This window comes from Sideroxyarcus emersonii, from assembly GCF_021654335.1.
Lineage (GTDB): Bacteria > Pseudomonadota > Gammaproteobacteria > Burkholderiales > Gallionellaceae > Sideroxyarcus > Sideroxyarcus emersonii.
Window position 1 is genome coordinate 2,341,649 of record NZ_AP023423.1, and the last position, 25,588, is coordinate 2,367,236.

25 protein-coding genes are annotated in these 25,588 nt (G+C 60.1%); 13 read left to right on the top strand and 12 right to left on the bottom strand.

What is annotated here, in order from left to right:
- Positions 1 to 178: 178 nt before the first annotated feature.
- Positions 179 to 3,697 (bottom strand): DNA polymerase III subunit alpha, encoded by a 3,519-nt coding sequence (gene dnaE / locus L6418_RS11285; RefSeq protein WP_237247024.1) that lies wholly within the window; start codon positions 3,695 to 3,697, stop codon positions 179 to 181.
- Between dnaE and L6418_RS11290 the strand changes: the two genes are divergently transcribed.
- Complete coding sequence (locus L6418_RS11290; protein ID WP_237247025.1) at positions 3,665 to 4,012, top strand: hypothetical protein; 348 nt, start codon at positions 3,665 to 3,667, stop codon at positions 4,010 to 4,012. The two genes, dnaE and L6418_RS11290, sit on opposite strands and share 33 nt — an antisense overlap.
- The gene (locus tag L6418_RS11295) at positions 4,009 to 4,425 is read left to right on the top strand and encodes a diheme cytochrome c (RefSeq protein WP_237247026.1); all 417 of its coding nucleotides are present in this window, start codon (positions 4,009 to 4,011) and stop codon (positions 4,423 to 4,425) included. Before L6418_RS11290 ends, L6418_RS11295 begins: the two co-directional genes overlap by 4 nt.
- Before the next feature lie 19 nt (positions 4,426 to 4,444).
- Here the strand turns inward: L6418_RS11295 and L6418_RS11300 are convergent, their stop codons facing one another.
- Positions 4,445 to 4,747, bottom strand: a complete 303-nt coding sequence (locus tag L6418_RS11300) for a hypothetical protein (protein WP_237247027.1) — start codon at positions 4,745 to 4,747, stop codon at positions 4,445 to 4,447.
- A 143-nt stretch (positions 4,748 to 4,890) separates the two neighbouring features.
- Between L6418_RS11300 and L6418_RS11305 the strand changes: the two genes are divergently transcribed.
- The 4 genes from L6418_RS11305 (at position 4,891) to L6418_RS11320 (ending at position 13,073) form a co-directional block, all read left to right on the top strand.
- Positions 4,891 to 5,787 carry a DMT family transporter gene (locus L6418_RS11305; RefSeq protein WP_237247028.1) on the top strand — a complete coding sequence of 299 codons (897 nt, stop codon included), beginning with the start codon at positions 4,891 to 4,893 and terminating at the stop codon, positions 5,785 to 5,787.
- A gap of 415 nt (positions 5,788 to 6,202) precedes the next feature.
- Entirely contained in the window at positions 6,203 to 8,161 is a 1,959-nt protein-coding gene (locus L6418_RS11310; protein WP_237247029.1) for a DNA topoisomerase IV subunit B, read from the top strand.
- Positions 8,162 to 8,316: 155 nt separating this feature from the next.
- Positions 8,317 to 10,689: a DNA topoisomerase IV subunit A gene (gene parC, locus L6418_RS11315; RefSeq protein WP_237247030.1), complete on the top strand. Its 2,373-nt coding sequence runs from the start codon at positions 8,317 to 8,319 to the stop codon at positions 10,687 to 10,689.
- Between the two features lie 59 nt (positions 10,690 to 10,748).
- Positions 10,749 to 13,073, top strand: a complete 2,325-nt coding sequence (locus L6418_RS11320; protein WP_237247031.1) for an NACHT domain-containing NTPase — start codon at positions 10,749 to 10,751, stop codon at positions 13,071 to 13,073.
- 193 nt (positions 13,074 to 13,266) lie between these two features.
- Here L6418_RS11320 and L6418_RS11325 read toward each other — a convergent pair whose 3' ends face one another.
- From L6418_RS11325 to L6418_RS11335, 3 genes are all read right to left on the bottom strand, one after another.
- Positions 13,267 to 13,710: a ribonuclease HI family protein gene (locus L6418_RS11325; protein WP_237247032.1), complete on the bottom strand. Its 444-nt coding sequence runs from the start codon at positions 13,708 to 13,710 to the stop codon at positions 13,267 to 13,269.
- Between the two features lie 94 nt (positions 13,711 to 13,804).
- Positions 13,805 to 14,338, bottom strand: coding sequence for a MerR family transcriptional regulator (locus L6418_RS11330; RefSeq protein WP_237247033.1), 534 nt, complete (start codon positions 14,336 to 14,338; stop codon positions 13,805 to 13,807).
- Entirely contained in the window at positions 14,335 to 14,748 is a 414-nt protein-coding gene (locus tag L6418_RS11335; RefSeq protein ID WP_237247034.1) for a hypothetical protein, read from the bottom strand. The genes L6418_RS11330 and L6418_RS11335 overlap by 4 nt, the downstream gene beginning before the upstream one ends.
- A 314-nt stretch (positions 14,749 to 15,062) precedes the next feature.
- Here L6418_RS11335 and L6418_RS11340 point away from each other — a divergent pair, with 314 nt between their 5' ends.
- The 3 genes from L6418_RS11340 to L6418_RS11350 are packed head-to-tail and all read left to right on the top strand — an operon-like array spanning position 15,063 to position 16,021.
- On the top strand, positions 15,063 to 15,320 hold the full coding sequence (locus L6418_RS11340; RefSeq protein ID WP_237247035.1) for a hypothetical protein: 258 nt from the start codon (positions 15,063 to 15,065) through the stop codon (positions 15,318 to 15,320).
- 44 nt (positions 15,321 to 15,364) lie between these two features.
- A complete protein-coding gene (locus L6418_RS11345) occupies positions 15,365 to 15,733 on the top strand; it encodes a TusE/DsrC/DsvC family sulfur relay protein (protein WP_237247036.1) in 369 nt (122 codons plus the stop codon).
- Between the two features lie 57 nt (positions 15,734 to 15,790).
- The gene (locus tag L6418_RS11350; RefSeq protein WP_237247037.1) at positions 15,791 to 16,021 is read left to right on the top strand and encodes a hypothetical protein; all 231 of its coding nucleotides are present in this window, start codon (positions 15,791 to 15,793) and stop codon (positions 16,019 to 16,021) included.
- Positions 16,022 to 16,078: 57 nt separating this feature from the next.
- Here the strand turns inward: L6418_RS11350 and L6418_RS11355 are convergent, their stop codons facing one another.
- Together L6418_RS11355 and L6418_RS11360 are read right to left on the bottom strand one after the other, a co-directional pair.
- On the bottom strand, positions 16,079 to 16,825 hold the full coding sequence (locus L6418_RS11355) for a UPF0149 family protein (RefSeq protein ID WP_237247038.1): 747 nt from the start codon (positions 16,823 to 16,825) through the stop codon (positions 16,079 to 16,081).
- Positions 16,826 to 17,054: 229 nt separating this feature from the next.
- Positions 17,055 to 17,720 (bottom strand): dUTP diphosphatase, encoded by a 666-nt coding sequence (locus L6418_RS11360; RefSeq protein WP_237247039.1) that lies wholly within the window; start codon positions 17,718 to 17,720, stop codon positions 17,055 to 17,057.
- Between the two features lie 198 nt (positions 17,721 to 17,918).
- Here L6418_RS11360 and L6418_RS11365 point away from each other — a divergent pair, with 198 nt between their 5' ends.
- The gene (locus L6418_RS11365; RefSeq protein WP_237247040.1) at positions 17,919 to 18,323 is read left to right on the top strand and encodes a hypothetical protein; all 405 of its coding nucleotides are present in this window, start codon (positions 17,919 to 17,921) and stop codon (positions 18,321 to 18,323) included.
- Between the two features lie 64 nt (positions 18,324 to 18,387).
- Here L6418_RS11365 and L6418_RS11370 read toward each other — a convergent pair whose 3' ends face one another.
- The 3 genes from L6418_RS11370 to L6418_RS11380 all read right to left on the bottom strand — a co-directional run bounded on the left by L6418_RS11370 (position 18,388) and on the right by L6418_RS11380 (position 20,084).
- Positions 18,388 to 18,954: a hydrolase gene (locus L6418_RS11370; protein ID WP_237247041.1), complete on the bottom strand. Its 567-nt coding sequence runs from the start codon at positions 18,952 to 18,954 to the stop codon at positions 18,388 to 18,390.
- Positions 18,955 to 19,027: 73 nt separating this feature from the next.
- Positions 19,028 to 19,561, bottom strand: a complete 534-nt coding sequence (locus L6418_RS11375; protein ID WP_237247042.1) for a heme-binding protein — start codon at positions 19,559 to 19,561, stop codon at positions 19,028 to 19,030.
- 271 nt (positions 19,562 to 19,832) lie between these two features.
- On the bottom strand, positions 19,833 to 20,084 hold the full coding sequence (locus L6418_RS11380; RefSeq protein ID WP_237247043.1) for a hypothetical protein: 252 nt from the start codon (positions 20,082 to 20,084) through the stop codon (positions 19,833 to 19,835).
- A gap of 24 nt (positions 20,085 to 20,108) precedes the next feature.
- Between L6418_RS11380 and L6418_RS11385 the strand changes: the two genes are divergently transcribed.
- From L6418_RS11385 to L6418_RS11395, 3 genes are all read left to right on the top strand, one after another.
- Entirely contained in the window at positions 20,109 to 22,358 is a 2,250-nt protein-coding gene (locus L6418_RS11385) for a bifunctional diguanylate cyclase/phosphodiesterase (RefSeq protein ID WP_332875543.1), read from the top strand.
- Positions 22,355 to 22,576 (top strand): hypothetical protein, encoded by a 222-nt coding sequence (locus L6418_RS11390; RefSeq protein WP_237247044.1) that lies wholly within the window; start codon positions 22,355 to 22,357, stop codon positions 22,574 to 22,576. Before L6418_RS11385 ends, L6418_RS11390 begins: the two co-directional genes overlap by 4 nt.
- Positions 22,577 to 22,696: 120 nt before the next feature.
- Complete coding sequence (locus L6418_RS11395; RefSeq protein WP_237247045.1) at positions 22,697 to 22,966, top strand: hypothetical protein; 270 nt, start codon at positions 22,697 to 22,699, stop codon at positions 22,964 to 22,966.
- Between the two features lie 24 nt (positions 22,967 to 22,990).
- Here the strand turns inward: L6418_RS11395 and L6418_RS11400 are convergent, their stop codons facing one another.
- Positions 22,991 to 24,409 (bottom strand): phospholipase D-like domain-containing protein, encoded by a 1,419-nt coding sequence (locus L6418_RS11400; RefSeq protein WP_237247046.1) that lies wholly within the window; start codon positions 24,407 to 24,409, stop codon positions 22,991 to 22,993.
- A gap of 45 nt (positions 24,410 to 24,454) precedes the next feature.
- Positions 24,455 to 25,561: a metallophosphoesterase gene (locus L6418_RS11405; RefSeq protein ID WP_237247047.1), complete on the bottom strand. Its 1,107-nt coding sequence runs from the start codon at positions 25,559 to 25,561 to the stop codon at positions 24,455 to 24,457.
- Positions 25,562 to 25,588: the final 27 nt, after the last annotated feature.

Here is a 25,588-nt window from a genome sequence, read left to right on the forward strand (position 1 = left end):
TTCAGATGACCACCTAAAACCTTGATCGAGAGCCCATTGGCACAGTTCGCGCCTATGGAGAAACGCGGGCTCCCTTAAAACCCGTCGGGTCGCAAGACTAGCAAGGCCGGCCCGACATAGTCTGTACGGTAGCACACACAAGTTCAAACGGCGCAGATTAACAGAGCAAAAAACAGGGTTATGCGTACACGACTTGCACATTCTTCGCGCCGCATACCGACCGCAGCCCGTCGAGCAACTCGTCCGGCAAGGTGACCTGCCAGGCATCCCCCAGGCGCAGCGGAGCGGCGCCGATAAGGTTGCGGTAATTGATCTGCACCGGACACTGGCCGCCGCAGTAGGGTTTGAGTATCTCCGCCAGCTGCGGCACGCGCACCTTGTCGTCGATGGAACAGAAGATGTCCAGGCGCTTGGCAAAGGCCGCACGCGCGGAAGCGAAATCGTAGAGCTCGTCCGCAGTGATGCGCATGCCGCCAGAATAGGCATCGATTTCCGCCTTGCCGTTCACCACCAGCAGTTCGTCGTCGCGGATCCAGGCGCGGTTGGCATCGAACAGCTCGCTGAACACCACCACCTCCAGCGCGGCGCTGCCGTCGTCCAGCGTCAGCACCGCCATCTTGCCGCGCCGCGTCTGCAGGATGCGCACGCCGCTGACCATGCCCGCCAGCACCAGCGACTTGGCGTTGTTGCGCCGCCCGCCGCCGTTGCCGTAGCCGCCGCCGTTGCCGCCGGCCGGCGCGACGATATCCGGCGTGATGTCCGCCAGCTTGTGCTTGACGAAGTGCGACAGCTCGGCGGCGAACTCCTGATACGGGTGTCCGCTCAGGTAGAAGCCCAGCGCGGTCTTCTCCTGTGCCAGTTGCTCGCGCATCTTCCAGCGTGGCACGTCCGCCATCTGCACCGGCATGTCGACGCTCTCGTCGTCGCCGAACAGGCTGTTCTGGTTGGCCGCGCGCGCGTGCTGTTCGGCGCTGCCCAGCGCCGCATCCAGCGAGGCGAGCAACTGGTAGCGGTGATCGTTGATGCCGTCGAACGCGCCGGCGCGGATCAGCGCCTCGATGGCACGGCGGTTGACGATGCGTTTGTCCACGCGGCGGCAGAAGTCGAACAGATCCTTGAATGGTCCCGCCGCGCGCCCCGCCACGATGTTCTCCACCGCCGCCTCGCCGGTGCCCTTGACCGCACCGAGGCCGTAGGCGATGGTCTTCTCGTCCACCGGGGTGAAGCGGAACAGAGAACTGTTGATGTCGGGCGGCAGGATGCCCAGTCCCTGCTGCAGCGCGTCCTGATAGAAGAAACTGACCTTGTCGGTGTTGACCATTTCCGAGGTCATGGTCGAGGCCATGAATGCGGCGGGGAAATGGCACTTGAGGTAGGCCGTCTGGTAGGCGACCAGCGAATAGGCTGCCGCGTGCGACTTGTTGAAGCCGTAACCGGCAAACTTCTCCATCGTGTCGAAGATCTCGTTCGCCTTCTTCTCCTCGATGCCGTTCTTTGCCGCACCGGCCACGAAGATGCTGCGCTGCTCCGCCATCTCCTCGGCCTTCTTCTTGCCCATCGCGCGGCGCAGCATGTCGGCGCCGCCCAGCGTATAGCCGGCCACCACTTGGGCTGACTGCATCACCTGCTCCTGGTACACCATGATGCCGTAGGTGTTGCCGACCACTTTCTCCAGCAGCGGATGCGGCAGCACCACCTGCTCGCGCCCGTGCTTGCGGTTGATGTAATCGGGGATGAAATCCATCGGGCCCGGCCGGTACAGCGCGTTCAACGCGATCAGGTCTTCCAGGCAATCCGGCTTCGCCTTCACCAGCGTGTCCTTCATGCCGCGCGACTCAAACTGGAACACGGCAGTGGTGTTCGCGGTCTTGAAGATCCTGTCGTAGGTCGGCTTGTCGTCGAGCGGGATCGTGTCGATATTGAAGGACTGCGTCCCCTCGATGCCGGATCCCTTGATGTAACGCACCGCCCAGTCGATGATGGTCAGCGTGCGCAGACCGAGAAAGTCGAACTTCACCAGACCGACCGCTTCCACATCGTCCTTGTCGAACTGGCTGACCGTGCTCTCGCTGCCTTCCGCGCAATACAGCGGACAGAAGTCGGTCAGCTTGCCCGGCGCGATCAGCACCCCCCCGGCATGCATGCCGACGTTGCGGGTCAGGTCTTCCAGCCGTTCGCCCAGCTCCATCAGCTCTTCCACGCCTTCTTCGCTGGCGATGACGGCGTTGAACTCGGGTTCCATCTCGCGCGCCTTCCGCAGCGACACCGGCTTCACGCCTTCCACCGGCACCAGCTTGGAGAGCCTGTCGCACAGGCCGTAGGGGAAATCGAGCACGCGGCCGACGTCGCGGATCACGCCCTTGGACGCCATGGTGCCGAAAGTGGCGATCTGCGACACGCACGCTTCGCCGTAATGATGGCGTACATACTGGATCACCAGTTCGCGCCCGTCCTGGCAGAAGTCCACGTCGAAGTCGGGCATGGACACCCGCTCGGGATTCAGGAAGCGCTCGAACAGCAGTTCGTAGCGCAGCGGATCGAGATCGGTGATGCCGAGCGAATACGCCACCAGCGAACCGGCACCGGAACCGCGCCCCGGTCCCACCGGCACGCCGTTGGGGAATCTCGCGTCGCGGAAGGATTTCGCCCAGCGGATGAAGTCGGCCACGATCAGGAAGTAGCCGGGGAACTTCATGTTGATGATGGTGTTGACCTCGAAATCCAGCCGCGCCTGGTATTCCGGCATCTTCGCCGCGCGCTGCGCCTCGTCCGGATACAACTGCAGCATGCGCTGCTCCAGGCCGCGCTGCGATTCGCTGCGCAGGAAATCGTCCAGCGATTCGCCGTTGGGGGTGGGGAAGTCCGGCAGGTGCGGCTTGCCCAGCTTGAGTGTAAGGTTGCAGCGCCTGGCGATCTCCACGCTGTTCTGCAGCGCCTCGGGCAGGTCGGCGAACAGCGTCGCCATCTCGGCTTGGGTCTTGAAGTATTGCTGTGCGGTGAATTGCTTCACGCGGCGCTTGTCGTTCAGCACGTAGCCCTCGGCAATGCACACGCGCGCCTCGTGCGCCTTGAAGTCGTCAATGCTGAGGAATTGCACCGGATGGGTGGCGACCACCGGCAGCGCCAGTTCCGCCGCCAGTTTGACCGTATCGCGCAGGTGCAGTTCTTCGCGCGGCGCGCCGTAGCGCTGCACTTCGAGATAGAAGCGGTTGGGGAACAAGCCGGCGTATTCCTGCGCGATCACCTTCGCGCCTGCCGCACTGCCGTTCAGCAGGGTCACTCCCACTTCGCCGAGATGCGCGCCGGACAGCGCGATCAGCCCGTCCGTCCCGTCGCGCAGCCATTGCCTGCGGATCTCTGGACGGCCGCGATACTGGTTCTCGAGGTAGGCGCGCGTGATCAGGTCGCACAGGCGCAGGTAGCCGGCATGCGACTGGCACAGCAGCAGCAGCCGGAACGGCTGCTCGCGCACCGCATCGTTGGTCACAAACACATCGCAGCCGACGACCGGCTTGATACCGGCGCCGCGCGCCTCCTTGTAGAACTTCACCAGCCCGAACACATTGGACAGGTCGGTGAGCGCCAGCGCGGGCATCGTGTCCGCCTTGGCGGCAGCGACCGCCTCGCCCACGCGCACGATGCCGTCGGCGATGGAATATTCGCTATGCAGACGAAGGTGGACGAAGGAGGGTTGCATGACGCTCGTGAAAAAAATCTCGGCGGAATTTTACCACCGCAGATATGCGCCCCCGGAAAAGAAATTGCCGTCTCGATTATAAATATTGATTTTATCGAACGCCGCACAGCCATAGACCCGCGCACCAGGCATGGGCACGCAACGCTTGCGCAGCGGCCCTCTGCGGGTGGGCGCAAAAATATTGTTGCGGCCGGCATGCCCCTGCCGGCGATTATTGGCTACACTGCCCGCCCTGAGATCGGGCTCCGCGGCGACGGGCATGCCGCCACCGGAAGTACAAGCCGGATCGATATCATCCAAGGAGGAAAAGCATGAAGCGGGTCGCAGTGTTGTTGCTGGCGCTGGAGGTCAATCTGGCGCACGCGGAAGCAGGCAGGTTATCGGTTCCCAACAATGCAACCTGGAAACAGGAATGCGGCAGCTGCCATATCCCCTACCCTCCGCAACTGCTGTCGGCCGAGAACTGGCAACGCCTGATGGGCAGCCTGGACAGGCACTTCGGCGTGAACGCGACCCTCGATGCCGGCGACAACCGCAAGATCCTCAACTTCCTCGAGCACAACGCAGGCAGCGGCGCACGCTACAGTGCGGACAGCCTGCGCATCAGCGACACGCCCTGGTTCAAGCACGAGCATCACGTCATCTCCGACAAGGAATGGATCAACCCGGAAGTGCGCAGCCGCTCCAACTGCTCGGCCTGCCACGGCAAGGTGATACTCGGCGACTGAGCCGCCGCTGCTAGAAACGTCAGCCGGTCACCGTCATGAATGCATGGCGCATCTGCCGCATGACGGAGATCGAGAAATGCGGATCGACCTGGTCCAGCGCCATCACCACCAGATAGCCGACAATCACCGGCTGTACTAGGAAGAAAGCGCAGATCGCGAAGATGCCGAACGAGAACCTGAACCAGCATCCCGAGCGATAGAAATGCGCGAGGCGCGCCCGGATGTTCACCACCCGCTTGCGCATGAAGACGATCTCGCTGACCATCAGGAAGAACGCCAGGACCATGCCTGCCATCACCGCGATATACAGCTCTGTGCTCATCGCCCGCTTTCTGTTTTAATGATCGGATCGTCGTTTGCCGCAGTGCGATAGCGTTCCCGCACTGTGCATACGGAATTGTGCGCCTGATCGCCCAAAAAACGAACCCCTCGAAACTTGACCCTCTGCCGCTGAAATATCGATCGATGTCCTCTTCCCTGAATCGCTGGCTGCCCGCAATCGCCCTCGCCGTCCTCTCCCTGACCTGGGGATACACCTGGGTGCTGGCCAAGCAGGCCCTGACTTACGCCCCGCCGTTCGCCTTCGCGGCGGAACGCTGCGTTGGTGCGGCACTGGCATTGATCGTCGTGCTCAAGCTCACCGGTCGCAAGCTCAGGCTGGATGCCCCGTGGCCGACCCTGGCCATCGCCATGGCGCAGGTAACCGGCTTCATGCTGTTCCAGACCTGGGCCCTGGTCGAAGGCGGCCCCGGCAAGACGGCAGTACTGATCTTCACCATGCCGATCTGGACGCTGTTGCTGGCCTGGCCGATCCTCGGGGAGCGCATCGTCGGCAAGCAATGGCTGGCTGCCTTGAGCACGCTGACCGGCCTGCTGCTGATCATCGAACCGTGGGACATGCATGCCAGCCTGTTGAGCAAGTTCCTCGGCGTGATGGCCGCGCTGTGCTGGGCGACCGGGACGATCCTGGTCAAGCGCTTGCGTGCGCGGCATCAGGTCGACCTGCTCTCCCTCACCGCATGGCAGATGATCCTGGGCGCGGTCCCGCTGCTCCTCCTGGCCGGGGTCATCCTGGAACGGGCCACGGACTGGTCGTTTTCCTTCGTGGGGATACTGGCGTTCATGTCGATCTTCAGCACCGCGATGTGCTGGTGGCTGTGGATATACATCCTCGACCGCGTGCCCGCCTGGGAGGCCAGCCTGTCGGTGCTCGGTACGCCGGTGGTGGCGATACTTTCGTCCCGCCTGATGCTGGGCGAAAGCTTCAAGCTCCTTGAGATAGCGGGGATCGTGCTGATCGGCGGCGGCCTGGCGATGCTTTCGCTGATCAGCTGGGCCGCGAGCCGGCGCAAACGGAAATAACTGCGGGGAAACGCGGGAACAAACGCGGCAGCAGCTTGCCACAGGCAAAAAAATGCCCCCGAGCCTTGCGGATCGGGGGCGAGTATCTTAACAAAGGGGAAGTTAAGATCGCGCGCTCAGGGAGGAGAAACGCGGGGCAACTTGCGTCACCCGGAGAATAAGATAAGGAAACACTTAAATAGTTCCTTCGGCGCGAAAAGATTTTATATATCGTTAATAATTAAACAGTTGTATTTTCAACCCCATCCGACGCCGGCTTGCCAACGCGCCTTCCTGCCACAGTTCCAGCCCCGCCCCCGTCACAAAACGAAGCTCGCGACGACAGTCTGCTGTCGTCCCTCTGGGGTTCCATCCGGTAAGATAGAACCCTGAGCGGCAACCCGTCACCCGCAATAAATCACCAACCGATTGAATAATGGCTACTTATAACGAAGCAAGTTTCAAAGTACTGCGCGGCCTGGAACCGGTGCGCCAGCGCCCCGGCATGTACACCAACCTCGAATCGCCCAACCACATCATCGCCGAAGTGGTGGACAACGCCTGCGACGAAGCGCTGGCGGGCTTTGCGAAGAATATCTTCGTCACCGCGCACACGGACGGCTCGGTCTCGGTAAAGGACGATGGCCGCGGCATCCCGGTCGGCATCCACAAGGAGGAAGGCCGCTCGGTGGTCGAGGTCGCCTTCACCGTGCTGCACTCCGGCGGCAAATTCGACAAGGAGAAGGACGGCGCCTACAAGTTCGCCGGCGGCCTGCACGGCGTCGGTGTGGCCGTCACCAACGCGCTGGCGAAGAAGGTGGAAGTGACCGTTTACCGCGAGGGTGGCCAGCATGAGCTGCGCTTCGTGGACGGCGTGGCCGAGAAGCCGCTGGCGAAAGTGGGCACTTGCCCGAAGAACCAGACCGGCACCATGGTGCGCGCCTGGCCCAATCCCAAGTATTTCGACAGCCCCAACGTCAACCTCGCGCAGCTCGAATTCTCGCTGCGCTCGAAGGCCGTGCTGCTGCCCGGCGTCACCATCACGCTGCATCTGGAGAAGAGCGGCGAGACCAAGTCGTGGACCTACCCCGACGGCCTGCGCGGCTACCTGGCCGAAGCACTGAGCGAATTCGAACTGGCCACGCCCATCCTGCTGCAGGAGAAGTTCACCCGCAAGGGCGACAGCAGCGGTTTTGCCGAAGGCGAAGGCGCGACCTGGGCGCTCACCTGGAGCGCCGAAGGCAACGTGGTGCGCGAATCGTATGTGAACCTGATCCCCACCCCCGCCGGCGGCACGCATGAAGCGGGCCTGCGCGACGGCGTGTTCAACGCGGTGAAGGCCTTCGCCGAGATCCACAGCCTGTTGCCCAAGGGCGTGAAGCTGGTGCCGGAAGACGTGTTCTCGCGCGCCAGCTTCGTACTCTCGGCCAAGGTGCTCGACCCGCAGTTCCAGGGCCAGACCAAGGAGAAGCTGGTGTCGCGCGATGCGCTGCGCCTCGTTTCTTCCATGATGAAGGACCCGCTGGAACTGTGGCTGAACGAACACCTGGAGCCGGCGAAAAAGATCGTCGAGCTCGCCATCCAGCAGGCGCAGGCACGCATGCGCTCGGCGCAAAAGGTGGAGAAGAAGAAAGGCTCCAGCGTCGCCGTGCTGCCTGGCAAGCTCACCGACTGCAGCTCTTCCGATTCCAGCCGCACCGAACTGTTCCTGGTCGAGGGCGACTCCGCCGGCGGCTCCGCCAAGCAGGGCCGTAACAAGGAATTCCAGGCCGTGCTGCCGCTGCGCGGCAAGGTGTTGAACACGTTTGAAGTGGAGAAGGACCGCCTGTTCGCCAACAACGAGATCCACGACATCGCCGTCGCCATCGGCGTCGATCCGCATGCGCCGAACGAAGACGTCGACCTCTCCGGCCTGCGCTACAACGCCATCCTGATCATGGCCGATGCCGACGTGGACGGTTCGCACATCTCCACGCTGCTGCTCACGCTGTTCTACCGCCACTTCTACAAGGTAGTGGAAGCCGGCAAGATCTACATCGCGCAGCCGCCGCTGTTCCGCATCGACGTGCCCGCGCACGGCAAGAAGCAGGCGCACAAGATCTACGCACTGAACGAAGCCGAGCTGACCAGCACCCAGGACAAACTGCGCAAGGAGAAATACCGCGAAGGCTCGTGGTCCATCTCGCGCTTCAAAGGCCTGGGCGAGATGAGCCCCGAGCAACTGTGGGAGACCACGCTCAATCCGGACACCCGCCGCGCGCTGTGCGTGAAGGCCGATGCCGCTTCGTACAAGGCGACAATGGGAATATTCAACATGCTGATGGGCAAGCAGGAGGCTTCCACGCGCCGGGCATGGCTGGAGTATCACGGGAATGAGGTTGAGGCGGATATTTGAGATGCGTGAACATTCACCCGCATAAAACCTCAACCTGATTCGTCACACCGGCGCAGGCCGGTGTCCAGTCGAATAAGAACACTGGATTCCGGCCTGCGCCGGAATGACGACTTGGAAGTGATGTGTCACTGATAATTTATATTGCTACATAAAAAATGACCATAAACGAAAACGATCCATCCCAGGACACACCAGAAGCCGAAGCCGCCGCAGCGCCGGTTGAAACCACCACCGGCAAGCGCGAATTCGCCCCCCTGCCCCCGCTGCCCGACAGCGACGAAGTGCGCATCGCCGATTACGCCGAGCGCGCCTATCTCGAATACGCTGTCTCCGTGGTCAAAGGCCGCGCGCTGCCGGAAGTGTGCGACGGCCAGAAGCCAGTGCAGCGCCGCATCCTCTACGCGATGCGCCAGATGGGACTCACGCATGGCAACAAGCATGTGAAGTCGGCGCGCGTGGTCGGCGATGTGCTGGGTAAGTACCACCCGCACGGCGACTCTTCCGCGTATGAGGCGATGGTGCGCCTGGCGCAGGATTTCGCGATGCGTTATCCGCTGGTGGATGGCCAGGGCAACTTCGGTTCGCGCGACGGCGACAACGCGGCAGCGATGCGTTACACCGAGGCGCGGCTCACGCCGATCGCCGACCTGCTGCTGTCCGAGCTGGACATGGGCACGGTGGATTTCATCCCCAACTACGACGGCGCCTTCCAGGAACCGGCGATGCTGCCGGCGCGCCTGCCGATGGTGCTGCTCAATGGCGCCTCTGGCATCGCGGTGGGCATGGCGACCGAGATCCCTTCGCACAACCTGAAGGAAGTGGCCAAGGCCGCGGCCGCGCTGGCGAAGAACCCCAACCTCAAGGACGACAAGCTGATGTCCTACGTCAGCGGCCCGGACTTCCCCGGCGGCGGGCAGATCATCTCTTCCGAGGCCGACATCCGCGACGCCTACCGCACCGGGCGCGGCTCGCTGAAGATGCGCGCACGCTGGACCGTGGAGCAACTGGCGCGCGGCCAGTGGCAGGTGGTGGTGCATGAGTTCCCGCACGGCGTCTCGGCGCAGAAGGTGCTTGAAGAGATCGACGAGCTGACCAACCCCAAGGTCAAGGCCAACAAGAAATCGCTCACGCCGGAGCAGACGCAGAACAAGCAGCTCATCCTCGGCGTGCTGGATGCGGTGGCCGACGAATCGGACAAGTCGCAGAAGGTGCGGCTGGTGCTGTCGCCCAAGACCTCGAAGCTGAACCCGGACGACATGATGGCGGTGCTGCTCACCCACACCAGCCTGCAGAACTCGGTGTCGGTCAACCTCACCATGATCGGCCTCGACGGCCGCCCGCAGCAGAAGTCGCTGGCGCAGGTGCTGCGCGAGTGGGTCGAGTTCCGTTTGCGCACCGTCACGCGCCGTTGCGACTATCGCCTCGGCCAGGTGACCGACCGCCTGCACATCCTCGATGGCCGCATGATCGTGCTCCTGAACATCGACGAGGTCATCAAGCTCATCCGCAATTCGGACAGCCCGAAGGAAGACCTGATGAAACGCTTCGATCTGTCGGAGCGTCAGGCCGAGGATATCCTCGAAATCAGGCTGCGCCAGTTGGCCCGCCTCGAAGGCATCAAGATCGAGAAAGAGATCAAGGAACTTAAGGCCGAAGCCAAGGAGCTCAAACGAGTATTGGGCAGCGAAGACGCGCTGCGCGAACTGGTGGTGAGCGAGATCGAAGCCGACGCCAAACAATACGGCGACGAGCGCCGCACGCTGATTGAAGAAGCGCAGGTGACCAAAGTGACCGCGCAAGTGAGCGACGAACCGGTGACCGTGTTCATCTCGCAACGCTTCTGGGTGCGCACAAGACTGGGCCACGGCATCGACGCCTCGGCCATCGCCTTCAAGGACGGCGACAGCATCGCCGCCACCTACGAGGTGCGCACCACCGACCAGTGCATCGTCATCTGCAGCAACGGCCGCGTGTGCAGCGTGCCCGTCTCGTCGCTGCCCTCAGGCCGCGGCGACGGCGCACCGCTCGCCACCTTCATCGAACTCGCCCCCGGCGCCAAGATCGCGCACGCCTTCTGCGGCAAAGCCGAATCGCCCGTGCTGCTCTCCACCAGCGGCGGCTACGGCTTCCCCTGCTTCATCGGCGACATGGTCGGCCGCAACAAGGCAGGCAAACAGTTCATCACCGTGAAGGAAGAAACCATCCTGCCGCCGGTTATCGTAACCCCCACGCAGCACTCGCTCGTCGCCGTGCTGAGCAAGAACGCAAGGTTGCTGGTGTTCATGCTCTCGGAACTGAAGCTGCTGCAAGGCGGCGGCAAAGGCATGATGCTCATCGACCTGAAGGACGGCGACGAACTCGCCGCGTGCAAGGTCATCAACCAACCCGAACTCACGCTCGAAGGCACAGTGGGCAGCAAGATGCAGCAACTGAAGATCGGCGGGAAGGAATTGCAGAGTTACTTTGGCGCGCGGGCCAGAGCAGGGAAAGTGGTGGAGACTAGGCAGAAGGGGTTGAGGTTTGAGTAGGTAAAGTATTTGGCCAAAGAGCATTGCATTGACTTACTTCTAGTTCAGGAAAATTCATTATGTCAGGTACATATAAAGAGAACATGAGTTTCGAGGCGGATGTCCGGCGCGTTGCTGAAGCCGTGTGGAATCTGGCTCCAGGCACATGTCAGCCAATGCATTACGAAAGTGACCCTGTGATTCGTGAGCTAGATGGAATTGCTCGTCTCCGCGATGTAACACATTTACTAATGGTCACGACCAGCACAAAACTAGAAAAAGCAAAGTCCGATGTTAAGAAACTAAACGCCGCAGAAACCATCGAGCGCGTAAAGGCTCCAGCAGTTTCAAAGTGGCTAATAACTCAAACACAGCTTGATGCTCAACATATTGAACACGCAAGAAAGTCAAACGTCACCGTTCTAACTTTTGAGCAATTTCAGAGAAGGTTCTTTGATAGTTTTAAGTACATATCCCTTCGTGCACGTGCTGCTTTTGGATCAGCCCGAGACCCGTATACTGATTCAATAAGTATTTCTGAGAATGCATATGTGCCACTTCCGATGGCGGTTACATATGACTCAAACTCTCGGCCAACCGGATCGGTGAATCAGTCAATTCAATTGCAGGATATATGTCAATATATTTTGGGAGGCGGCATAGTTGTATTGCTTGCCCCCTTTGGGGCCGGGAAGAGCCTAACGGCTCGTGAAATATTCCGTGAGCTATCCAAACGACACATGTCCGATCAAACTGCGCCAACGCCATTTGTGTTGAATCTACGCGAGCATTGGGGCGAAGATTTCAGCGATGAGATATTGGATAGGCATGCTCGCACCGTTGGGTACACTCCTCGAGAAGATCTCGTGATTGCGTGGCGAGCTGGCCTGTCATGCCTCTTGCTAGATGGATTTGACGAAGTGGCTTCGCAATCCGTCGTGCGCACTGACGATAAGAATTTTATGCGGGACGCACGTAGAAATGCTCTTAAGGGTGTACGCGATTTCACCAGCAAGATTCCAGCTAATACCGGAATATTTTTGTGCGGGCGGGATCACTATTTCGATGCCGAACAAGAACTCATTTCATCACTCGGTATTAGCGGCAAGAAATTTCGTATTGTCACATTGGACGAATTTACAGAAGACGGCGCTCAAGAATTTTTGCAACGAAATGGGATTAAGGACGCCCTGCCAGATTGGCTCCCACGCAAACCTCTGATTTTGTCTTACTTGCTTCGACACCAGCTATTCGGCGACATATTGTCAATTGACTCATCTAAAGGCTTCGGTTTCGCCTGGGACACTTTCCTTGACAGAATTTGCGAGCGAGAAGCATCTTTGGAAGGCTCCGTAATGGATCCCGAGAGTCTAAGGGCGGTTTTGGAAAGGCTCGCAGACTCAGTCCGCAGCAAAGCTTCAGGCTCTGGCCCAATAACTGGAAATGACCTTTCTGAAGCGTATAACTTGGAGACTGGGCAAGCGGCAGGTGAAGGTGTTCTTGCTCAACTGCAAAGGCTGCCTGGTCTAACACAACGAGATAGTGAACCGGGATCTCGTTCTTTTGTAGACGAGGATATGCTTGGTGCACTTCAGGGTGGCGCCTTCGCAAAACAGATACTAGGTAATTTAAGGAAAGGCCACAAAATCCCACTTGCTGAGTTATCAGACAAAGCAATTGCAATGGCCACGTACATGCTCCTGAAGAGCAACTCCAGACCGGAAACAGTTGTATCGATTGCAGAGGGTTTACACAGAGATGCGCGTTTCGAAAGGAACTCACATCAATTATTGGCTGATTGTGTAATGGTCGCGCTTAACATGGCGATAGAACTTGATATGCAACAGCTGTCTTTTCGCGGAATTGTAGTTGAGTCAGCCAGCCTCGGCCGAATCGGACTTGATGAAATTTCAATTGACGGCATTGAGATACGAAACTGCACTGTAAAGGAAGTTACGATTGGACCAAATGAAGTTGATGGCGCAATTAAATTCAACGGCTGTCTGATTTCGAGAATTGGAGGTGTTGCGAATGACGATGGGCTCCCTAGAAACATTATCGGGACAGATTGTGAAATTATTCAGTATGACAACATGGCTACCAATAATGCCGTGCTTCAATTGGACATATCACCCCAGCTAAAAGCCCTGCTTACCATTCTACGAAAGCTCTACAAACAATCTGGAGCGGGACGGAAGCTTGAAGCTCTTACAAGGGGAATTACTCAAACTGACGTTCAGAATTATATTGACCCCGTGCTCCAAGTGCTGGAACGCAATGAGTTCATAACAATCTTTAACAAGGTAGTACACCCAGTTCGCAAAAAAGGCTCAAGGGTAGAAAAGATATTAAATAGCCCCAGAATTTCAACTGACCCTATCGTTGCAGAAATTACGGCTCTATAACCGAAACGAAAAGGACAAACAATCGGGGACAGTCCACAATTCCCGCGCTCAGAACTAAAGCAGGAGTGAGATGGAGTCAGTGAGATGGGGTCAGCATCGCATTACCTTCTCAGCCTTATCCACAAAAAAACAATTCGATGCTGTCCTCTTTGATTTGCTTGATCGGAAAAAAAAGCGCCTGCGGGCGCTTTTTTCATTTCCGCTTGCGGGGTTTTGCGGGGCTTCGAGTAGGCAGCCCAAGGGCGCTGCGGGAAAGATGGTCTGCCTCTGTATTGCGGTGCTGCGGAATCCAGCGTAACTCGAATTGGTCAAAACACTTTATCTGCGCGCGGATTTCGGCGAATAAGGGGGCTAGGCGGGCAGCTTCGGTGCTACTGGCATTTTGCGCAAGGCGCACGACGACGTCGCTATCGCAGTGAATGAGCAAGGCGCTGGCTTGCAGTGTGCGTGCCAGTTGCAGGGTGGCCAGCAGGGCGCGGGCTTCGGCTTCGTTGTTGCAGCCGCTGTGCGGGCTGCGTTGCGAGAGTTCGTGGCGGCTACCATCCGGTTCCAGCAGGAGGGCTCCGAGGCCGATATGGCCGGGGTTAGGGTGGGCGCAGCCATCGCACCAAGCTTGCCAGAGATGCTCTTTGTTCATGCCCACATGGTAGCGAGCAAGGCGGTGTTTGTGCTGATTTTGTGCTGCTAAAAAGGAATCAAAGTGGCTCGAATTGATTTTGCACGAGCCCCCATCACCCCTCTCCCCGCGCCCACCCCCTGATTGCCTTCACCTCCACCGCCCCCAGCCCCAGCGACTCCAGAAACTTCCTGTGCGCTTCCGGCGCCTGTGCTTCGAACACGGCATGCCAGCGTTTCATGTCTTCTTCCGAGAATCCCGCGCTGCGCATCAACGCGACCCAGGCGTCCTTGTCTTTGACCTTGCCGGGCAATTCCAGTGTGGCTTGGGCGAGCAGGCGCGCGAGGGTGATCTGCTGTTCGCGCAGGACGCTGATCTCGCGGTCGAGGTCGAGCAGGCGGTCTTCGAGCAGTTGCATCGATGCCTCTGGTTTGTTCGCCAGCAGTGACTGGATGGCCGGGATGGAGAGCCCGGCCTCGCGATAGGCGCGGATGGTACGCAAGCGCTCGATCTGTTCCGGCCCGTACAGGCGATAGCCATTGGCATCGCGTCGGGCCGGGGTGAGCAGGCCGAGCGATTCGTAGTGCAGCAGTGCCGCGCGGGAGAGGCCCGCACGGCGGGCGAGTTCTCTGATCTTGAGTGGGCTCATGGCAAGGGGTTCAGGTCTGGCGGCATGAAAGTCTTTCGGGCGGTGTCTGAATTGAGGCGTTCGTTGCTGTAGTGACGCGCAAGAAGCCCGAGCGCATCTTTCACCAGTTGGGGATTTTCTTCAAGGAAGTCGTTCCATGTCTTGTGCCTGTCTGTTGCGCCGCCGTGGGCCATGAGGATCATCAGGGCTTCGGATAGTGTGCGGTTGTATTTGCCGGGCGCGCCGAGGTGGTTGGCAAACCGTTCGATGCCGTCGCAGGTGCGCTGGATGGCTTCCGGCACAGGATAGCGTTGCAGGTGGATCCAGCCGATGCGAATGTGGCCCAGATGGTTGAAGGCGGAAGGCGGTGCGGAACAGTCGTTGAAGGCGGCGAAGAATGCGTCGTCGGTGGACAGGGTGCTTGTGTTCATGATGGCTCCTGGTTGAAAAACCGAAGCCTGAGGGTGTCAGCGATAGACAGGTCAAGCACAGCCCATAGGCATCGCTCCATAGAATTCAAAGGGGCCAGGCTCGAATTGTTAGCAGCAGCCAAGACATTGCGTTCATTCAAATCAAATGGAGCAGCGTCGAAATATTTCCAGTACGACCTGCTGCCAAAGCTGACGTTTGCAGGAGTGGTATTGTTGACATCCGCAATCGGCTATACAACAATGATTTCCCGATACGGCGCCCCGCCGTCCCGTCCGACGACGGGATGCCCCTCGAGATGTGACGAGGAGTAGTCATGAAAAAACTCAGCGTTCCCCAGCCGTTTTCCAGTGAATCGTTTTCCTCCCGCTTTCTGACTGCGAGGGCGATGGCATTTACGCTGGCGCCGGCCGAGTCCGAGCTTGAGGGCTGTTCCGGCCATCGTGATTCTTACGAGCACTTTGGCCCCGGACCATTCGTAAACCTGCGCGATGACAAAGGCAGCGAGATGATCTGCCGCACGAGCGGAGTGGCCCGCATGACGCTGAACGAATGGGCCAACAAACTCACCTGAGTTTCGATGGCCCGTTAACGCAAGATCAAGACAAGGAGATCACCATGCTTGATATCAACCACATTATTAATGAACAGGCGAATGGCCGCCTTGATCCTGAAGGCCATATGTACGATCTTGAACATTGGTCTCCGCTCCTTGCCAAGCAACTGGCGCTTGACGAGGGGATTGGGGAACTCACCGAGGCGCATTGGCACGTGATCTATGCGTTGCGAAACCTGTATCGCGAACAGGGACGTGCGGAGAATGCGCGCATCGTCATGCAGATGCTGGCGCAGGATTTTGTGGATGAAGGCGGACGTCGCTACCTTTACGAGCTGTTCCCGAAAGGGCCTGTCAGCCAGGGTTCGCGTCTGGCGGGTGTGCCCGTTCCCCAGTATGCGAGCGATCCCTCGTTCGGCTGGGCGAGCTGAGTACGCTACGCAGCTTTGATTTGCTACAGCAGTTTCCCGCAACGCAAGGAGAAGATCATGAACACTGCAGATATGTTGATCTACGTGCATCCCACGCTGGATGCGAAAAGCAGGAGTGCGCTGGAAAGAATTGTGGAGGGGCGTCTCGGCGTCGATTGCGCACAGTTCAATTCTCACACGCATCATCATGCAATGATGGTCAGGTATGATCCGGACGCGATTCAGGGCATGCAGATATTGAACATGGTACGCAATGCCGATCCTGCGGCGGCGATAGTGGGGCTTTAGTTTCGGCAGACAATGCGGTTGCCGATTGGACGGCCAGATAAACTGTCAAACAGCCGCTCAATCTTCAACCCGGGTTGCCCCGCAACACTTCTTGTATTTTCTGCCGCTGCCGCAAGGGCAAGGTGCATTGCGGCTTATTTTTTGAGTTTCATTGTCAGCGGTTTTGCCCCTGGCGCTGTCTGCCGCACGGCGTTGCGGCGCCCAGAATTTGTATACCCAACCGATGCTGGCCGGGATCTGTCTGGATAGCTCTTCGCGCTGCGCCGGCGTTTGTACCAGTGCTTCTTCGGCCTCGGTGATCTCCGCCGCACCCAGCAGGTAGATCGGCCGCAATGCCACCGGACCGTGTCTGGATTCGAACAGGGCCTTCCATTTGTCGCGCTGCATGTCGATGCCGGTCATGAATCCGTGCGCCCACATCTCGCCGTCCATGTATTCGTGTTCGTCGCCTTCATAGACTTGCAGGTCGAAGACGGGCTCGAAATGTTCCGCATCCTGCTGCAGGCTCCAGACGATGGCATTCAGGTGGCGCGTCAGCAGGTCGGTGATCCTTGCAGCCTGGGCGTCGCTTGCAAATGCCGGCGTATCTGCTGTCGTCGGGCCCCATATGCGCGGCATCCATACCTCCGGCTTGGGCATGGCCGGGCCGGAAGCGAGCGCGGTGAGGAAGCCATCCAGGCAATCCAGCAGCATGACTTCGTTGGTGGTGGCATCGGACATAAGGAAGCTGTCGAGCTCGTCCATCTCCTCTTCGGAGAGCGCGGGGGTGACTTCTTCTTCCTCGAAGGATTCTTGTTTGGGCATGGTGTTGTTACTTCCCTTGCAAATGATTATTGAGTTCCATAATTGACGACAGTGTCTCAGAGCACTCTACTCCGTCATTCCGGCGCAGGCCGGAATCCAGTTTATCCACAGCTCCGCGCAGCGGGCAAAGCCATATCTGCTATGTTGTCCCACTACGTGGGATTTTGTTAATTGTCTGGATTCCGGCCTGCGCCGGAATGACGAATGCTGAAGATCGGTGCGTGATGAATTATGGAACGATCATTAAATATCTAGCCTTGAGCGAGCTGTAGAGTTCGTCGCGCACATTGGCCGAATCCAGGTCGACCACTTCCAGCACTTCGACCAGATGTTCGTTGTCCTCGCGACCATCCCAGATCTTGATGTAGGTACCGGCCTTGTAGCCGTGGTCCTGGCGGAATACGTTGAGCACGTTCTTGCCGACGTATTGTTTGAACAGATCGTTCCATTCCATGTCGCAGTCGTGCAGCAGCGATTCGAACAGCGCCAGGCTGGTGCGTTTGGCTGCGGCGAGGCCCACGAGCAGGTCGAGCTTGTCCAGCAGGCTGAGCTGGGCGAGCACGTAGCTCTGGTTATCGAACTGCACCGACTTGTGGTGCAGAGCCAGCTCGGCCTGCATCTCTGCCTTAGCCTGGGCGATGTCGCCGAGGTTGCGCTGGATGGATGCGGACAGGATGAAATGCCAGATATCGACCAGCTCCATGCGCAACTGCGCCCAGTCGCATTCCTGCTTCTTCCACCATTTCCAGCCGTGGTGTTCGATCGCTTCGACGCCTTCGACCTGGATGGCGCGATGCCAGTTGTTGTTGGCGGCAACCCAGTCGGGGTTGACCTTGCTGTTCATGCCGTCCTGCAATTCGAGCATGGTGAGGAGCTGGGTGTCGGAGATCGTCATGATTCTGGCTTTGAATAAAACAGCCATTTTACAGTAAGGCCCGCCCCACACTTCCCGCTGAATGCACCACGAGCGCCAGCATCAGTTTTGTCTGGCATTGACCGGAACGCTGCGGCTGCGGATACTGCGATTCATGCGATCCAATTTCCTGTGCACATGACATCCTTCTGGACATGGCTCTCCATCATCGGACTGTCGATGACCCCCAACCTGATACTGGGGCCGTCGGCGGCGATCGGCGTGGGCATCGCAGCGCACTACGACCCGTGGCTGCTGCTGCCGGTGGTGGCGGTGGCGGGCTACGTCGAGGGGTTGGCCGTCGCCTGGATCGCCTGCGAGAGCACGCGCATCGACTTCATCGGCAAGTGGGTCGCGCGGATGCGCACGCCGAGGAGCACTGCATTGGCAGACAGGTGGGGAGTCTGGGGCGGCCTCACGCTCGGCTGCGCCCTGGTCGGGCAGGAGCCGATCCTGGTGGCGCTGCGCTGGCTGGGTGTGGACATGCGCCGGATCTGGCTGCCGCTGGCGATCAGCAACGCGGTGTTTGCGGTGCTCTACTACGCGATCGTGTGGTTCGGCTTCGACCAGGTCGCGAAGTTCTGAATCAGGCCAGTCGGTTCGACATCGCAACCTCTTCGGCGCCATCGTTGCCGCGACTGCAGGCAGTTTACTTGACCAGCTTCGACAGCTTCTTGAACGCGTCGGTCCCGGCGATCTTCAACAGCTGGAACACGACAGACTCGGTACTGGTGGGCACGGCTCCGGCCAGCACCATGGCTTCGATGGCGGTCTGCCAGTTGTCGCGGCTGCGGCTCATCACCGCATCCTTGACGATATGCACATGAAAGCCGTCGGCCAGCAGTTCGATGACGGTCTGCAGCACGCACACATGCGTTTCCATGCCGACGACGATGATTTGCGTCCGGTCGCTGTCTTTCAGTTGCTTGACGAAAGTCTGGTTGCCGCAGCAGCTGAAGGTCAGCTTCTCGAAGCTCGGGGCTGCGGTTGCCCGGCTCTTCAGCTCGGGCAAGGTCGAGCCCAGCCCTTTGACATACTGCTCGGTGAAGAGCACCGGCACCGCCAGTTCGTTCGCGCTTTCCAGCAGGATGCCGGCATTCTTGGTCAGCTGGCGCAGCACCTGCTGATCCATCGCTGCGCACAGTTTTTCCTGCACATCGATCACGAGCAGCAAGGCCTTTGCCGGATCCAGCAGAAATTTGTTCTGGGTGGACATTCATCTCTCCATTCAATATCGAGATCCAGCGCCGGCATCATGACCGAAAGTGACCGATGCTGCAGGAACCGGGCTACTTGATCGTGGCGGCGCCCACCTTGCAGACGACCTCGTCCTGGGAACCGCTGCCGCCGGAGCAACCGATGGCCCCGATCAGCTTGCCATCCTCGACCAGCGGAATGCCGCCGCGCGAACCGATGGCGCCATCCAGCGTCGCCACGTAGGGCATGTTGTTCACCTGGATCGCATTCTCGAATACCTTCGTTTCGCGGCGGAAGCTGGCTGCGGCACGGGCCTTATGTTCGGAGATCTGGATGGATGCCAGCTGCGCTCCGTCCATGCGCTGGAACGCCACCAGGTTGGCGCCGGAATCGACCACCGCGACATTCATCTTCCAGCCGCGTTTTTTCGCCTCTGCAACCGCGGCGTTAATTGCTACCGTCGCACGCTCCAGCGAGATGGGCGCGCCATACGGGATATCGAAATTCATCTTTTCCGGAACGGCATCGAGCGGATTTGCCGGCTTGGCCTCTTCGGCCAGGCAATCGACGGAAACGAGCAATGCGGGACAAAGCACAACGGCAGCCAAGATCGATTTCAATTTCATGATGTCACTCCCCTGTTGGAAATAGCGATGGTCAAGTTGTCAGGATGCTCCGGTTCCGCATTGCAAACCACGCACGCTCGCCAGCCAAAGATCGGGGCTGCAGCAGAGCGGCTGCCACGCAGGAACTGCTGCGCATTCTGACAGAAAGCGATGAATAAAAAACACCGCCTGCAGCAGGGTGTTCGCGGTGGATCGAGGCCATCGCCGATCCGGACTGGTAGGAGTCGGCCGCAGGTTTCCAGCCCACCATGCCGGACCGTGCGCCGCCAAGTCATTGCCAGTCGATACAAAATTGGAACAGGCACAACCCGCCGCCCCGGAAAGCCCATGCTGCCGTCATTGTGGCTGTTGGCAACTGAAAGTTGCTGTAATAAAAATGAGGCATAATCCGCGTCGATTTCATCATCAACGAAGCGGTTTTGCTGAACTGCTGGACCGTTAAGACAACATATCCGATCACCAGATCGCAAGCGATAAAAAATTGGGCGACAAGACGGCAATACAATCTGCGCAGTTGCGACAACTGGTTTCCGTAAGCAGGGTGTCCTTGATCGCCAGTATCTCTCTCGCCGCGATCCTTGCCTACATACAGAGCACGGTGGTCCCTGCCAGCGCACTCTTTGTCTGGTGCTCCCTCACGGTGTTGGCCTCGTTGCTGCGGATCGGCTTGGTCTTTTCACCGCATTCGCCGCAGCCGAGCGGCAATGCTACCCGCACCCAGCTGCGCTGGTTCCGTTTTGGGGTGATCGTTGCCGGCGCGGTCTGGGGTTCGGCCGGCTTCCTGCTCTTCCCGGACCAGCATCCGCGACACGCGATGTTCCTGATCTTCGTGCTGGCCGGCATGACGGCCGGCGGGGTCATCTCGTTCTCTGCCGACCTGTTCAGTGCCATTGCCTTCTCGGTGTTGCTCAGCTTGCCGATCACGCTCCGCCTGTTTGCCGAGGGCGACAGCCTGTCCGTGGCGATGGCAGTGGCGGTGCTGCTGTACCTGGGCTTCATGATCATGAGCATGCGCCGCATCAACCGGAACGTGTCCGAAAATATCACCCTGCACCTCGATGCCGGCAAGCGCGAGAAAGAGATGCGGGAAAGCGAGGAACGCTATCGCCTGTTGCTGCGCCATTTGCCAGTTGGCATCTTCCATTACGACACCGATCTCATCATCACCTTCTGCAACGACCGTTGCGCCATCATGCTGCGCAACTCGGTTGACTGCATCGTCGGGCTGGATCTGACGCACCTGAAGGATCGCTCCATCCTGCCCAGCCTGTTCAAGGCCCTGAAAGGCGAGATGAGCCATTACGAAGGGCGCTACCAGGCGACTTTCAGCAACGCCGAGGGGTGGATATACATGACCTGCGCTCCGGTACTGGACGACAGCGGTCATATCGTCGGCGGCATCGCGATCGTCCAGGATGTCACGGAGCACAAGGCGGCAGAAGAAAAGATCAACAATCTGGCTTTCTACGATCCCCTCACCGAACTGCCCAACCGGCGCCTCCTGCTGGACCGGCTGCAGCAGGCGCTCGCTTCCAGTGCACGCAGCGGCAGGGAGGGCGCGCTGCTGTTCATCGATCTGGACAATTTCAAGACTCTCAACGACACGCTGGGGCACGACATGGGCGACCTGCTGCTGCAACAGGTCGCGCAACGACTGACCGCCTGTGTACGCCAGGGCGATTCGGTAGCGCGACTGGGCGGGGACGAATTCGTGGTGTTGCTGGAAGACCTGGGGGAATACGATCTGAAAGCGGCGGCACAGACGGAAAGCATCGGCGAGAAGATCCTCGCGACGCTGGGTCAGCCGTGCCAGCTGGGTGCGCACGAATACCGCTGCACCCCCAGCATCGGGGCGACATTGTTCAACGGCCACCAGCTGACAAAGGAAGAATTGCTGAAGCAGGCGGACATCGCCATGTACCAGGCCAAGAAAGCCAGCCGCAACACCCTGCGCTTCTTCGACCAGCAGATGCAGGATGCGGTAACTGCCCGCGTCGCGCTCGAAGACGAATTGCGCAAGGCGATCCAGCGAAAGCAATTCCGTTTGCTCTACCAGATCCAGGTAGACCGATTGGTTCGGCCTTTGGGCGCGGAAGCGCTGATCCGCTGGCAGCACCCCGAGCGCGGCCTGATGTCCCCCGACCAGTTCATCACGGTCGCCGAAGAAACGGACCTGATATTGCCCATCGGACAATGGGTGCTGGATACGGCTTGCGCCCAGCTCAAGACCTGGCAGCAGGATGCGTGCACCCGCAACCTCGTGCTGGCGGTGAACGTCAGTGCCAAGCAGTTCCGCCAGGCCGATTTCGTTGCCCGCGTGCAGGCGACCGTGCAGCACCATGCCATCGACCCGGCATTGCTCAAGCTGGAATTGACCGAAAGCATGCTGCTGGAAAACATCGAGGACACGATCAGCACCATGAACGCATTGAAAGAGATCGGGGTGCAGTTCTCGCTGGACGATTTCGGCACCGGTTATTCGTCGCTGCAATACCTCAAGCGGCTGCCGCTCGACCAGATCAAGATCGACCAGTCGTTCGTGCGCGACATCACCTCGGACAGCAGCGACAGGGAGATCGTGGGTACCATCATCGCGATGGCCCAGAATCTTTACCTGGGCGTGATCGCCGAAGGCGTGGAAACCGAGGAACAACGGCAGTTCCTCGTGGGCAAGGGTTGCGAACAGTTTCAGGGATACCTGTTCGGCAAGCCGGTGCCGGCCGAACAGTTTGCAGCCGAACTGATCACGGTCGTCGACGCCAGCCTTGACCAGGAAGATGCGAAGGAGAGGCTGTGAAAATCGATTGGGGCCTGGTCGTCGTGTTGCTGTGCGTATCCATTCCCGCACTGATCGTATTCGGCGCGTATTTCTGGTCCAGGCGCAACGAGCGGAAGGCGCGGCAGGATGGCTCGCGCTTTCTCGGCACGCAGATGGACATCGCCATCCTCGTCTTCGGTATCCTCGTCCTGCTGGTGCTGGCCAGCTGGATACATCAGGCGTTCACCGGCAGCTGAAGCGCGGGAAAGCCGGGGATTGACGCCCTCCTCCGCTCCGATTTACCCTTCCACGGGAAAGGGGCGATTTTCCCGATGCCGGCCCGCCATGAAGTGATCTGAAGTCAAAGGAGAAGCACGATGTTGAGTCGAGACGCAGTCCTGCAGACACTGAAATGCAGCCAGAGCGATTATCCGTTCATGCTGGAAGAGAAGTTCCCGCATGTGCTGGAGAGGATCCTCTCGCTCTGGAACTCGCCCGAAGGTGAATCCTATCTCAACGACCTGTTGCAGCCGAACGGGCGCGGCGGCGGCCGCTTCGACCGAGACGGTTTCCCGGACCAGGCCTGGCAGGAGATATTCAATCTCAAGGCTCTCTACGACCAGTCCCGCCCCGGCCTCAGAAGATGAGCGTTGCGCCGCGCAGCCTGCGCTTCACAGCTGGAAGGCCAGCCACAACAGCAGGCCTTCCCTGATCCGTTTCCAGAAGCTCGGCGGTTGCGGCGCGTAGCGCTCGGCAGGCGCTTGCCGGCGTTCGACCCACTGCGCGATGCGCGCGACATCGCCCGGTTCATAGAAGGACACCATCAGCTCGTAGTTCAGGAACAGGCTGCGCTCGTCCAGGTTGGCCGTGCCGGCCAGCGCCACCTCGTCGTCGATCACCACTACCTTGGCATGCAGCATGTGCGGCAGGAAACGGACGCACGCCCCGGCGGCAGTCAGTTCACGCAGCGCGTGGTGGCGCGCCATGTCGGCCAGGCGATGGTTCGAGCGTCGCGGCATCAGCAGATCGACCGTGACGCCGCGGCGCGCGGCCAGCGTCAGCGCCATCAGCAACGTGGGATCGGGCACGAAATACGGCGTCGCGATCAGGATGCGCTTGCGCGAGATGAAGAAGCCCGAGATCAGCAAGGTATAGAAGGTGTCGTCCTTCTGGTCCGGCCCGCTTGCGATCAGCTGCCCGATGGCGGCACCGGGCGTTGCCTCTGGAGCGGCCGATGCGCGCGCTTCGGCAAATTCGCCGCCGGTGGCGAAACGCCAGTCCTGTTCGAATTGCTGCTGCGCCTGCTGTGCCAGCGCGCCGCGCAGGTCGAAACTCAGGTCGATCCAGGGCGGGTTGCCCGAGGCATTCGCTTCGCCCTCGAAGTATTCTGCGGCCAGATTCCTGCCGCCGCACCATAGCCACTCGCCATCCACCACCACCATCTTGCGGTGGTTGCGCAGGTTGGTGCGGCCGCGCAGCGACGAACGCAGCGGCGGCACGAACAGCGCCACCTGCACGCCCGCCGCGGACAGGCTGCGGTAGTCGGTGCGCCGGCCCAGATAGGCGCCGATGCCATCCACCAGCAACCGCACTTGCACGCCTTCGCGCGCACGCCGTGCGAGCAGCGCGGCGATCTCCGTGCCCAGCGCATCGCGCGCGAAGACGAAGGTGCTGAGGTCGATGCTGCGCGTCGCGGCGGCGATCATCCCGCGCAACGCCTGCAGTGCCTGCGCGCCGTCTTCATGCAGGGCGAGCTGCCGGTACGCCGCGGCGGCGGGCAGCGCCATGATGGCGGCAAGCTGCCGGGTGCGCATCGCGAGCGAGGCGAGATCGGATGGTTGCGCAGGTGCGGCCAGCAGCCGGTTGCCCGCGTGTCCGCTGCCGACCTTGCGGATGCCGAAGATCAGGTACAGCGGCAGCGTCGCATAAGGCAGCAGGACCAGCGCCACCACCCAGGCGATGGAGGCCGAGGGATGGCGGCGCAGGTGCAAGCTGTGCGATGACGTGATGTAGATGGCCAGCCCCGCCATGGCGATCAGGCTGTGCAGCGTCACCCAGTGTCCGATCAAGGACTCGTATATCTCTTTCATCCCTTCCCCTTTGCCGGGTCCTGTCCGCCCGGCATGTCTGATTGTCTATTCCCGTTCGATCCTGATCAGCGCGATCTCGGGCGGCGCGAACAGCCGTATCGGCGGCCCCCAGGTGCCGGTGCCGCGGCTGACATACAGCTTGCTGCCGCCGGCAAGCTGGGTGAGGCCGGTGTGCACATGGTAGGTGAGCTGCGTCAGCAGGCCGAACGGAAAAATCTGGCCGCCGTGGATATGACCGGAGAGCTGCAGGTCGAACGGGATCCCGTTGTCCACCACGGGCTGGTGTTTGAGCAGCACGACGAAGCTGCCCTTGGGCACCGTCGCCAGCAAGTGCGCAGTATCGAGCCGCACGCCCTGGCCGGTCATCGCCGCACTGGGATCGTCGACGCCCACCAGCACGATGCCGCCGACATGTGCCGCTTCGCCGCGCAGCACGGTGAAACCGGCACTGCGCAGGAAGTCCAGCGAGCGGTCCAACCCGACATGGGTCTCATGGTTGCCGATGACGGCGTATGCGCCCATGGGCGGCTGCAGCGCATGCAGGCGGCTGGCCAGTGCATCCAGGTGGTCGCCCTGCCCGTCGACGATATCCCCGGTGGCCACCACGATGTCGGGTTTGGCTTCGCGCAAGCCGGCGATGACGCGGTCGAGGAACTCGTCGTTCAGCATCGCGCCCAGGTGCAGGTCGGAGATCTGCGCGATGGTCACGTGCCCGACGGTTGCCGGCAGTTTGGATGTGGTGACGATGACCTGCGCGATGCGGATGTGCCGCGCCTCGAAGGAACCGTAACCGAGCAGCGCCAGCGAGAGCAGGCCGACGGCAAGCAGCGATGCGGCGTCGCCGAGCGGCCACCGCATACCGGCGAATACGGCCAGCACATGGGCGATATCGAACAGCAGCGCGGTCGAACAGAACAGGAACAGGTAGCCCATCCAGACGTAGGACACCCAGGAGGTGAGCGCTGCAGCGCCGTGCCAGTTCAGCCGCGTGATCTGCCACAGCAGCAGCGGCAGGAAGGTCAGCAGCAACCCCACCGCCAGCAGCGACAGGCCCAGCCACCACGAGTGCGGCAGCACCTGCCACAGCTTGGCGAAGGCATAGAGGTGCATGCTGCCGTAGATGAAGAACGCGACGATCAGGAAACCCAGCATCTTCCATCCCCCTGTTGTGATTGCTGC

What these genes read in the sequence shown, in the direction of transcription:
- L6418_RS11290 (WP_237247025.1), top strand. Translation starts at nt 3,665, where the DNA reads ATGCAGACGAAGGTGGACGAAGGAGGGTTGCATGACGCTCGTGAAAAA.
- dnaE (WP_237247024.1), bottom strand. Translation starts at nt 3,697, where the DNA reads ATGCAACCCTCCTTCGTCCACCTTCGTCTGCATAGCGAATATTCCATC.
- L6418_RS11295 (WP_237247026.1), top strand. Translation starts at nt 4,009, where the DNA reads ATGAAGCGGGTCGCAGTGTTGTTGCTGGCGCTGGAGGTCAATCTGGCG.
- L6418_RS11300 (WP_237247027.1), bottom strand. Translation starts at nt 4,747, where the DNA reads ATGAGCACAGAGCTGTATATCGCGGTGATGGCAGGCATGGTCCTGGCG.
- L6418_RS11305 (WP_237247028.1), top strand. Translation starts at nt 4,891, where the DNA reads ATGTCCTCTTCCCTGAATCGCTGGCTGCCCGCAATCGCCCTCGCCGTC.
- L6418_RS11310 (WP_237247029.1), top strand. Translation starts at nt 6,203, where the DNA reads ATGGCTACTTATAACGAAGCAAGTTTCAAAGTACTGCGCGGCCTGGAA.
- parC (WP_237247030.1), top strand. Translation starts at nt 8,317, where the DNA reads ATGACCATAAACGAAAACGATCCATCCCAGGACACACCAGAAGCCGAA.
- L6418_RS11320 (WP_237247031.1), top strand. Translation starts at nt 10,749, where the DNA reads ATGTCAGGTACATATAAAGAGAACATGAGTTTCGAGGCGGATGTCCGG.
- L6418_RS11325 (WP_237247032.1), bottom strand. Translation starts at nt 13,710, where the DNA reads ATGAACAAAGAGCATCTCTGGCAAGCTTGGTGCGATGGCTGCGCCCAC.
- L6418_RS11330 (WP_237247033.1), bottom strand. Translation starts at nt 14,338, where the DNA reads ATGAGCCCACTCAAGATCAGAGAACTCGCCCGCCGTGCGGGCCTCTCC.
- L6418_RS11335 (WP_237247034.1), bottom strand. Translation starts at nt 14,748, where the DNA reads ATGAACACAAGCACCCTGTCCACCGACGACGCATTCTTCGCCGCCTTC.
- L6418_RS11340 (WP_237247035.1), top strand. Translation starts at nt 15,063, where the DNA reads ATGAAAAAACTCAGCGTTCCCCAGCCGTTTTCCAGTGAATCGTTTTCC.
- L6418_RS11345 (WP_237247036.1), top strand. Translation starts at nt 15,365, where the DNA reads ATGCTTGATATCAACCACATTATTAATGAACAGGCGAATGGCCGCCTT.
- L6418_RS11350 (WP_237247037.1), top strand. Translation starts at nt 15,791, where the DNA reads ATGAACACTGCAGATATGTTGATCTACGTGCATCCCACGCTGGATGCG.
- L6418_RS11355 (WP_237247038.1), bottom strand. Translation starts at nt 16,825, where the DNA reads ATGCCCAAACAAGAATCCTTCGAGGAAGAAGAAGTCACCCCCGCGCTC.
- L6418_RS11360 (WP_237247039.1), bottom strand. Translation starts at nt 17,720, where the DNA reads ATGACGATCTCCGACACCCAGCTCCTCACCATGCTCGAATTGCAGGAC.
- L6418_RS11365 (WP_237247040.1), top strand. Translation starts at nt 17,919, where the DNA reads ATGACCCCCAACCTGATACTGGGGCCGTCGGCGGCGATCGGCGTGGGC.
- L6418_RS11370 (WP_237247041.1), bottom strand. Translation starts at nt 18,954, where the DNA reads ATGTCCACCCAGAACAAATTTCTGCTGGATCCGGCAAAGGCCTTGCTG.
- L6418_RS11375 (WP_237247042.1), bottom strand. Translation starts at nt 19,561, where the DNA reads ATGAAATTGAAATCGATCTTGGCTGCCGTTGTGCTTTGTCCCGCATTG.
- L6418_RS11395 (WP_237247045.1), top strand. Translation starts at nt 22,697, where the DNA reads ATGTTGAGTCGAGACGCAGTCCTGCAGACACTGAAATGCAGCCAGAGC.
- L6418_RS11400 (WP_237247046.1), bottom strand. Translation starts at nt 24,409, where the DNA reads ATGAAAGAGATATACGAGTCCTTGATCGGACACTGGGTGACGCTGCAC.
- L6418_RS11405 (WP_237247047.1), bottom strand. Translation starts at nt 25,561, where the DNA reads ATGCTGGGTTTCCTGATCGTCGCGTTCTTCATCTACGGCAGCATGCAC.